Below are 9,221 nucleotides of genomic sequence, written 5' to 3' on the forward strand. Positions count from 1 at the left end.
GCCTTTTTGCGGTAGGGCTGAGGGATGGGGTGAAGTTGAGGGCCCCTTCGCGAGCAAGCCCGCTCCCACATTCGACCGATTTCCAACATAGGAATGCGGTTGAGTGTGGGAGCGGGCTTGCTCGCGATGAGGCCCGCCCAGACACTGAAGATCAACGCTCCTGCAGCGACTCCGCCCGGGCCTTGATGATGGGCTTGAGCAGGTAGCTGAGGATGGTTTTCTTGCCGGTGATGATATCGACCGAGGCGACCATGCCGGGGATGATGATCAGCGGCTTCTCATCGGTACCCAGGTGGCTGCGGTCGGTGCGCAAGGTGATCATGTAGTAGGTGGTTTTCTTGTCTTCGTCGGTGATGGTGTCGGCACCGATGCGCTCCAGCTTGGCCTTGAGGCCGCCGTAGATGGTGTAGTCATAGGCGGTGAACTTGACCACGGCCTCTTGCCCCGGGTGCAGGAAGGCAATGTCTTGCGGGCGGATCTTGGCTTCCACCAGCAGGGTGTCGTCCAACGGGACGATTTCTACCATGTCGCTGCCCGGCTGGATCACCCCACCGATGGTGTTGACCAGCAGTTGCTTGACGATCCCGCGCACCGGCGAGGTGACCAGGGTCCGGCTCACCCGGTCTTCGAGGGCTTTGCCGGTGGCCTGGGCCTTGTTCAAGTCGGTGCGGGCTTCGTTGAGCTCGGTCAGGGCTTCACTGCGATACTTACCGCGAGTCTCGTCGATCTTGCGCTGTACTTCCTTGATCGCCGAGTCGGCACGGGGGATGGCCAGGGTAGTGGCGTCCAGTTGGCCACGGGTTTCCATTTCTGCGCGCTTGAGGCGCAGTACTTCCACCGGCGACACCGCACCCTGGGCGACCAGGGGTTCGGACATGTTGATTTCCTGGCGCTGCAACGACAGCTGGTTACGGTACTGGCTCTGTTTGGAGGTGTACTCGCGCATTTCTTGCTGGCGCTGGGTCAGTTGCTCCTGCAAGCCGCCGATTTCGTCCTTGAACTGCTGGCGCCGGCTTTCGTACAGCGACTGCTCGTTGATGGCCTGGGTGGGCGCAGCGGCCCGCACATCTTCAGGGATGTTCAACGGCCGGTCTTCGACCTGGGCGCTCAAGCGCTCGATACGCAACAGCAGGGACAGGCGCTGGGCCTCGGTTTCCCCGGCGTTGGAGACAAAACGTGTGTCGTCCAGGCGAATCAGCGGCGCGCCGGCTTCGACGATCTGCCCTTCCTTGACGAACAGCTCGGCAACGATGCCGCCTTCCAGGTTCTGGATCTTCTGCAGCTTGGAGGAAGGGATGGCCTTGCCGTCACCGCGCGTGACTTCGTCGACCTTGGCAAAGCCGGCCCACAGCAACATGCACAGGAAAAACCCGATGATCCCCCAGATGGTCAGCCGCACCACGCGCGGGGCATCTTCGATCAGGGCCTTCTTGACCTCTGGCAGTGGCTGGCCGTCCAGCGAATCGGAACCGATAAAGTAACGACGGACTGCGTCCTTGAATTTACGCAACACTGATCTGCCCCTTCTTCAACGCTTCCATCACTACGGCTTTCGGACCATCGGCGAGGATTTGCCCACGGTCGATGACCAACAAGCGGTCCACCAGGGACAACAGCGACGCCCGGTGTGTCACCAGCACCACGGTCTTGTTTTCCACAACGGATTGCAGGCGCTGTTTAAGGCGTTCTTCACCGGTGTTGTCCATGGCGCTGGTCGGTTCGTCCAGCAGCAGGATAGGCGGGTTGAGCAGCAGGGCACGGGCCAGGGCGACGTTTTGTCGCTGACCGCCAGAGAGGTTCTGGCCTCGCTCGCCCACTTGCAGTTCGTAGCCTTGCGGGTGCAGACGGGCAAATTCGTGGACGCCGGCCAGTTCGGCGGCTTGCAGCACCACTTCGTCTTCAACGTAGCGGGCGCCGGAGACCAGGTTGTCGCGCAGGGTGCCGGCCAGCAGTTGAATGTCCTGAGGCACATAGCCGACGTTGTGGCGCAGTTCGCTGACGTCGATCTGGCGAATGTCCACACCGTCCACCAGCAGGGCGCCGGAGTCGGGCTGGTAGAGGCCGACGATCAGTTTGGCCAGGGAGCTTTTGCCCGAACCGCTGCGCCCGATGATGCCGATTTTCTCGCCGGGCTTGATCACCAGGTTGATGTTCTTGAGCGCCATGTTCTGCTGGTTGGGGTAGGTAAAGTTCAGGCCCCGGCACTCGATGGCCCCTTGCAGGGTGCGGCGGCTCAAGGGGCGCTCTTCGAAGTTGCGCTCCTGAGGCAGTTCCATCATCTGGTCGGTGGAGACCATGGTGACTTTGGCCTGCTGGTAGCGGGTCATCAGGCCCGACAGCGACGCCAGGGGGCTGAGGGCGCGGCCACTGAGCATGTAGCAGGCAATCAGGCCGCCCATGCTGAGGTTGCCGCCGATGATCTGGTAGACCCCGAAGACAATCATGATCACACCCGCCAGTTGCTGGATCAGCAGGGTGATGTTCATCGACAGCCCAGAGAGCATTTTCACCCGCAATTCAAGGCGGCTGAGGGTGCCAATGGTCTGCTCCCACTGGTACTGGCGCTCGCTTTCAGCGTTGTTGACCTTGACCGCATCCAGCCCGGCCAGGGTTTCGATCAGGCTCGACTGGCGCTCGGAGGCCAGGGCCATGGTGCGTTCCATGGTGGCGACCAGCGGTTTTTGCAGCAGGTAACCGATGCCCAGGGCAATCGGGAAAGCCAGCATGGGGATCCACACCAGGTGCCCGCCGAGGATGGCGATCACCATGAAGATCAGCAGGGTGAACGGCAAGTCGATCAGGCTGGTGAGGGTCAGGGACGCGAGGAAGTCACGCAGGCTCTGAAACTCGTGGATGTTCTGGGCGAAACTGCCGACCCGCGCCGGGCGGTACTTCATCGACATGCCGACGATCCGCTCGAACAGCGTGGCCGAGATGATCAGGTCGGTTTTTTTACCGGCCAGGTCCAGGCACAGACTGCGCAAGCTCTTGAGGACCAGGTCGAACACGTAGGCGATGAAAATACCGGTGGCCAGCACCCACAGGGTGGCGGTGGCCTGGTTCGGCACCACGCGGTCGTAGACGTTCATCACGAACAGCGGCGCGGCCATGGCAATCAGGTTGATCAGGAAACTGGCAGCGATGGCATCGGCGTAGAGCCAGCGCGAACGCTTGAGGGTGTCGCGAAACCACGAACGGGCCCGAGGGATCAGGGTGCCGTGGCTGACATCGAATTTGTGCTGGGGCTGGGCAAAAAACACTTTGCCGATGTAGTCATCGGCCAAGGCTTGACGCTTGACGATGGTTTCACCGCCATCGCTTTCGCTGAGCAGCACCTGGGCCTCGTCTTCACCCTGCCAGCCGAGCAGCACGGCACTCCGGCCGTCCTTGAGCAACAGCAGCGCCGGCATGGCAATCGCAGGGATCGAATCGAGTTTGCGTTGCAGCAGCCGGCCTTGCAAACCGGCGCGGGCCGCGGCCCGGGCCAGCAAATCGGCGGTCAGCTGCTGTGACGGCAATGGCAGACCGGTGGTCAGCATTGCCGCACTGGCAGGCTTCTGGTGCAGGGCGCAGAGAGCCAACAACCCGTCGAGTAACGGGTCGTCGTGCAATGTGCGTGGATCATGACTGAGATGGACTCGACTAACTTCTGATTCCACGCGGGCTCTCTCAACTAACGGATGGGTCTATAAGGAATAGCTCAATTCATCCCCGGCAGTTGAACTTTCGGCTTCACATCGTTCTGGACGACGGAGGCCATCGGTGCGACCACTCCCTGGCTCTTGAGCAACTCGCCCATGGTCGCCTTGATTCGGTACTGAGTAAATAACTGAACGTTTTTTATCTCTTCCAAACGACGCGAAGCGGTGAACAGTTCGTTTTCACTGTCGAGCAAGTCGAGCAGGGTCCGCTCGCCCAGGCTGAATTGCTTCTGGTAGGCGCCGCGTACTTTGCTGCTGTGGTCGACGTATTGCTGGGCAATCGGCACCTGGGCATTGGCGTTGTTCATGGCGTTCCAGGCCAGGCCCAGTTCTTCGTTCAACTGGCGCAAGGCGTTGTTGCGGATATCCAGGGCCTGGTTGGACTGGTAGGACTTGGACTCCAGCTCGGCTTTGTTGCTGCCACCGGCGTACAGGTTGAAGCGCATACGCAGCATAGCTTCCCAGCCATTGTTGTGGCTGGCGTCGCCGTCGATGTTGTTGTCGGCGTTGCGGCCCAACTCGGCGTCGAAGCGTGGGTAGAAGGAAGACTTGGCGGCTTCATATTGTTTTTCGGCGGCGGCGATGTCGGATTCGGCCGAACGCAGGATCGGGCTGTTATCCAGCATCTGGCGACGTGCTTCGTTCAGGTCTGCAGGCAGCATCGCCATGAAGCTGGGCGGACGCTCCAACTGATCGGCTTCCTGGCCGACAGCGCTCAGGTAGTTGGTCTGGGCATCGGCCAGGTTGGTCTGCTCGGTGATCACGTTGTTGCGGGCCTGGGCCAGACGGGCTTCGGCCTGGTCCAGGTCAGCCCCGCTGCCGACGCCGCGCTGGGTGCGCAACTTGATCTGGTCGTAAATGCGCTCGTGGTTACGCAGGTTGTCTTCAGCCAGGCGCACGAATTCACGACGGGTCAGGACGTCCAGATAAACCTGAGCTACCGTTAATGCAGTGCGCTCGGAAGTGCCAAGCAACGAAAACGCGCGGGAGTTAACGGTGGCTTGTTGACGCCCAACTTCACTGGAGGTGGCAAAACCGTCAAAAACCATTTGCTGCAGACGCAGGCTCGACTCACCGCGATTGAGGGTGTCCCAATGGCCACCACGGGCACGGGTGGACGAGCTGTCGGTGCCTTCACGGCCATAACCGGCGTTCAGGTCGACACGGGGCAGGTAACCACCCTTGGCCGCACGCAACTGATAGTCAGCCGCAATACGAGCATTGACACCTGCCTGAATCTCAGGGTGCACATCCAGCGCTTGCTGCATGGCCTGGGGCAGGGTTTGGGCTTGTACGAAACTGGCGGCGAGAACGAACGGTATTGCCTTAAGCAGGTGCAAACGCATTTAAGAATCCCCAGGACTTCTTGTCTCAAGTCACAGCAACTTGGCGTGCTGCGTTAGAAAATGGCTACCGTAATGACCGTACGTCGGAAAGTTCAAAAGCGGAACTGGTTCACACATGTAGGACGGTTCGCCGCGTGAATATCAATGTGACATTAGCGAGGCGATTGTTTAGGATGGCGCCAAGAAGGTCAATAGTTTGGCATAAAGTAAATCGCCAAAAAATACAGCCAATTATTTGACGTCATTCGTTTTATAAACTACGCACCTCCCAGGCTGATGAATCCCATCGGATCTCAGCCCTAGGAACACCCACAGAATGGATCGCCGGAGAAATCTTCAATGAGCAGTGTTGTTGCCATCGTCAAAAGCATTGTTGGCCAAGTTTTCGTCATTTCTCCGGAAGGGGCCCGCCGGGTGCTTGTTGAAGGTGATCGCCTTTTCGCCGGCGACCAGATAGACACCGGTATGTCGGGCGCAGTCAGCCTGGAGCTGGCCGATGGCCGCACCCTGGACCTGGGCCGTGACACCCAGTGGAGCGCCACCGCGCCCGACTCCAGCACGGACCTGGCACAAGCCACCGCACAGGCTGCACCTTCGGTTGTCGAACTGCAGCAGGCAATCGCCGCCGGCGCTGACCCGACCACCGACCTGGAAGCCACCGCCGCAGGCGCGGCAGCTGCTGGCACCGGCGCGGCGGGGGGCGGTCACAGCTTTGTGATGCTCGATGAGACCGCAGGCTCGGTTGATCCGACCATTGGTTTCCCGACGGCTGGCCTGGGTTTCGGTACCAATGCGTTGACCAACGAACTCGGCGGGCAGCCGACCGACCCGCTCACGGCAGCACCTTTGCCGTCGACCCTGTCCCTGAGTGCCACCCCGACCATCACCGAAGCCGGCGGCGTGCTGACCTACACCGCCACGGTGACCCAGCCGTCTACCAGCAACCTGACCGTCACCCTGTCCAACGGCGCGGTGATCACCATCCCGGCCGGCCAGGTGACTGGCTCCGTGAATGTGCCCCTGGCGCCTAATGACAGCCCGTACATCGACCCAGGCCAGATCAGCGTCACCGTCACTGGCACCACCGGCGGTAACAACCTGATCGTGACCGTCGACCCGACGCCGGCCGTCACCCAGATCACCGACACCATCGACACCACCACCGTGACCCTGACAGCAGGCGAAACGGTGACCGAAGGCGGTCAGATCACCTACACCGCGACCTTGACCAACCCGGCGCAGACGCCCGTCACCATTACCTTGAGCAACGGCTCGGTGATCAACATCGAGGCAGGTAAGTCAACCGGTACAGTGGTGGTCGAGACACCGGCCAACGACGTCTACAACAATGGCAGCACGGTCAGCACCACCATTACCGGGGCAACCGGTGGCAACTTCGAAAACCTGGTGCCCAACACCACACCAGCCGTCACCACGATTACCGATTCGGTCGACGACACCGGCGTGACCCTCACCGCCACTAACACCGTCACCGAAGGCGGCCAGATCACCTACACCGCGACGCTGACCAACCCGGCGCAAACCCCGGTGACCGTGACCTTGTCCAACGGCTCGGTGATCACCATCAAGGCCGGCGAGTCCGTCGGTACCGTGGTGGTCGACACCCCGGCGAACGATGTCTACGTCAACGGCAGCACCGTCACGACGACCATCACCGGCACGACCGGTGGCAACTTTGAAAACCTGGTGCCCAACACCACGCCAGCCGTCACCACCATCACCGATTCGGTCGACACCACCACCGTAACCCTGACTGCGCCAGGCGATGTCAGCGAAGGCGGCCAGATTACCTATATCGCCACGCTTTCCAATAAAGCCGACACTGACGTTACGCTGAAACTGGATAACGGTTCGACCATCATCATCAAGGCGGGTGAAACCGTCGGCTCCGTCACCGTCGATGCTCCAGGCGATGATGTGTTTGTCGACAAAAGCACGCAAACCGTAAAGATCGTCGAGACTACTGGCGGCAACTTCGAAAAACTGGAAGTGGCCGGTAATGGCGCTACCACCACCGTCAACGACACTATCGACAAGGTCGATGTGGTCCTGACTGCGACTACCACCGTGGGCGAAGGCGGTAATATCGTTTACACCGCGTCGCTGGTGGACAAGGCAGGTAACCCGGTCACCAACACCACCAATCCGTTGACCGTGACGCTGGACAATGGCCAGACCATCACCATTGGTGTCGGCCAATCCGCTGGCACTGCCACCACTGTTGCGCCGAACGACGTGTATGAGGGCAACCAGACCGTCACCACCGCTATCACCAATGTGACCGGCGGCGCGCATTTCGAGAACCTGGTACCGGGCACCACGCCGGTCAACACCACCGTGACCGACACACCCGGCACCACCGACACCACCACCGTCACCCTGACCGCACCAGGCGAGGCCGACGAAGGTGGCAACATCACCTACACCGCGACCTTGAGCAACAAGGCCGGCAGCGACCTGACCCTGACCTTGAGCAATGGTGACGTGATCACTATCGCCAAGGGCGAGACGACAGGCCAGGTGACGTCCAAGGCACCGAGCGACGACGTATTCAAAGATGCAGGTCCGATCAACGTCACGATCAATCCGGACATCGTGGGTGGTGGCTTCGAGAAGCTTGATATCGCACCGGGTGGGGCGACGACGCAGATCAACGACACCATCGACAAGGTTGATGTGGTACTGACTGCTACTAAAACTGTGGGCGAAGGCGGCGAGATCGTTTACACCGCTACCTTGGTGGATAAAAACGGCGCGCCGGTGACTAACATCACCAGCCCTGTGACCGTGACCCTGGATAACAACCAGGTCATCACCATTGGTGTGAACCAGTCGAGCGGGACTGTCTCGGTTGTGGCTCCAGATGATGTGTACAAAGGTGATCAGACCGTTACTACCGGTATTAAAGAAGTCACCGGTGGCGAGCACTTTGAAAACCTGGTTCCAGGTACTGACAAAGTCACCACGACTGTCACTGACACACCGGGCACCGATAACACCACGACCGTGACGCTGACGGCTCCTTCGGAAGTGAGTGAAGGTGGCCAGATCACTTACACCGCCACCTTGAGCAACAAGGCTGACACTGACGTCACCCTGACACTCGATAACAAACAAACCATCACCATCAAAGCGGGCGAAACCGTCGGTACCGTCACCGTTGATGCTCCTGGCGATGACGTGTTCGTCGATAAGAGCACCCAGACCGTCCAGATCACAGGGACTGACGGCGGCAACTTCGAGAAGCTCGTGGTTGCTGGCAATGGCGCAACTACCACCATCAACGACACCATCGACAAAGTCGATGTAGTGCTGACCGCCACCAAAACTGTGGGTGAAGGCGGCGAGATCGTCTACACCGCCACCTTGGTGGATAAAAACGGCGCGCCGGTGACTAACATCACCAGCCCTGTGACCGTGACCCTGGATAACAACCAGGTCATCACCATTGGTGTGAACCAGTCGAGCGGGACTGTCTCGGTTGTGGCTCCAGATGATGTGTACAAAGGTGATCAGACCGTTACTACCGGTATTAAAGAAGTCACCGGTGGCGAGCACTTTGAAAACCTGGTTCCAGGTACTGACAAAGTCACCACGACTGTCACTGACACACCGGGCACCGATAACACCACGACCGTGACGCTGACGGCTCCTTCGGAAGTGAGTGAAGGTGGCCAGATCACTTACACCGCCACCTTGAGCAACAAGGCTGACACTGACGTCACCCTGACACTCGATAACAAACAAACCATCACCATCAAAGCGGGCGAAACCGTCGGTACCGTCACCGTTGATGCCCCTGGCGATGACGTGTTCGTTGATAAGAGCACCCAGACTGTCCAGATCACCGGGACTGACGGCGGCAACTTCGAGAAGCTAGTGGTTGCCGGCAACGGCGCGACAACGCAGATCAACGACACCATCGACAAGGTCGATGTAGTGCTGACCGCCACCAAAACCGTGGGTGAAGGCGGCGAGATCGTTTACACCGCCACCCTTGTGGATAAAAACGGTGCGCCAGTAACTAACATCACCAACCCTGTGACTGTGACCCTGGATAACAATCAGGTCATCACCATTGGTGTGAACCAGTCGAGCGGTACTGTCTCGGTTGTGGCTCCGGATGATGTGTACAAAGGCGACCAAACGGTTA

At 59.7% G+C, this 9,221-nt stretch carries 4 protein-coding genes; 1 reads left to right on the forward strand and 3 read right to left on the reverse strand.

What is annotated here, in order from left to right:
- Positions 1 to 151: 151 nt before the first annotated feature.
- The 3 genes from HBO24_RS07570 to HBO24_RS07580 are packed head-to-tail and all read right to left on the reverse strand — an operon-like array spanning position 152 to position 5,047.
- Positions 152 to 1,510, reverse strand: a complete 1,359-nt coding sequence (locus tag HBO24_RS07570) for an HlyD family type I secretion periplasmic adaptor subunit (RefSeq protein ID WP_115129340.1) — start codon at positions 1,508 to 1,510, stop codon at positions 152 to 154.
- Positions 1,503 to 3,659, reverse strand: coding sequence for a type I secretion system permease/ATPase (locus HBO24_RS07575; protein WP_057438933.1), 2,157 nt, complete (start codon positions 3,657 to 3,659; stop codon positions 1,503 to 1,505). Before HBO24_RS07575 ends, HBO24_RS07570 begins: the two co-directional genes overlap by 8 nt.
- Before the next feature lie 41 nt (positions 3,660 to 3,700).
- The gene (locus tag HBO24_RS07580) at positions 3,701 to 5,047 is read right to left on the reverse strand and encodes a TolC family outer membrane protein (protein WP_057438932.1); all 1,347 of its coding nucleotides are present in this window, start codon (positions 5,045 to 5,047) and stop codon (positions 3,701 to 3,703) included.
- 339 nt (positions 5,048 to 5,386) lie between these two features.
- Between HBO24_RS07580 and HBO24_RS07585 the strand changes: the two genes are divergently transcribed.
- A partial coding sequence (locus HBO24_RS07585; RefSeq protein WP_170059514.1) for a retention module-containing protein occupies positions 5,387 to 9,221 on the forward strand: 3,835 nt, incomplete at its 3' end.

The organism is Pseudomonas sp. WS 5410 (assembly GCF_012985645.1).
Lineage (GTDB): Bacteria > Pseudomonadota > Gammaproteobacteria > Pseudomonadales > Pseudomonadaceae > Aquipseudomonas > Aquipseudomonas shahriarae.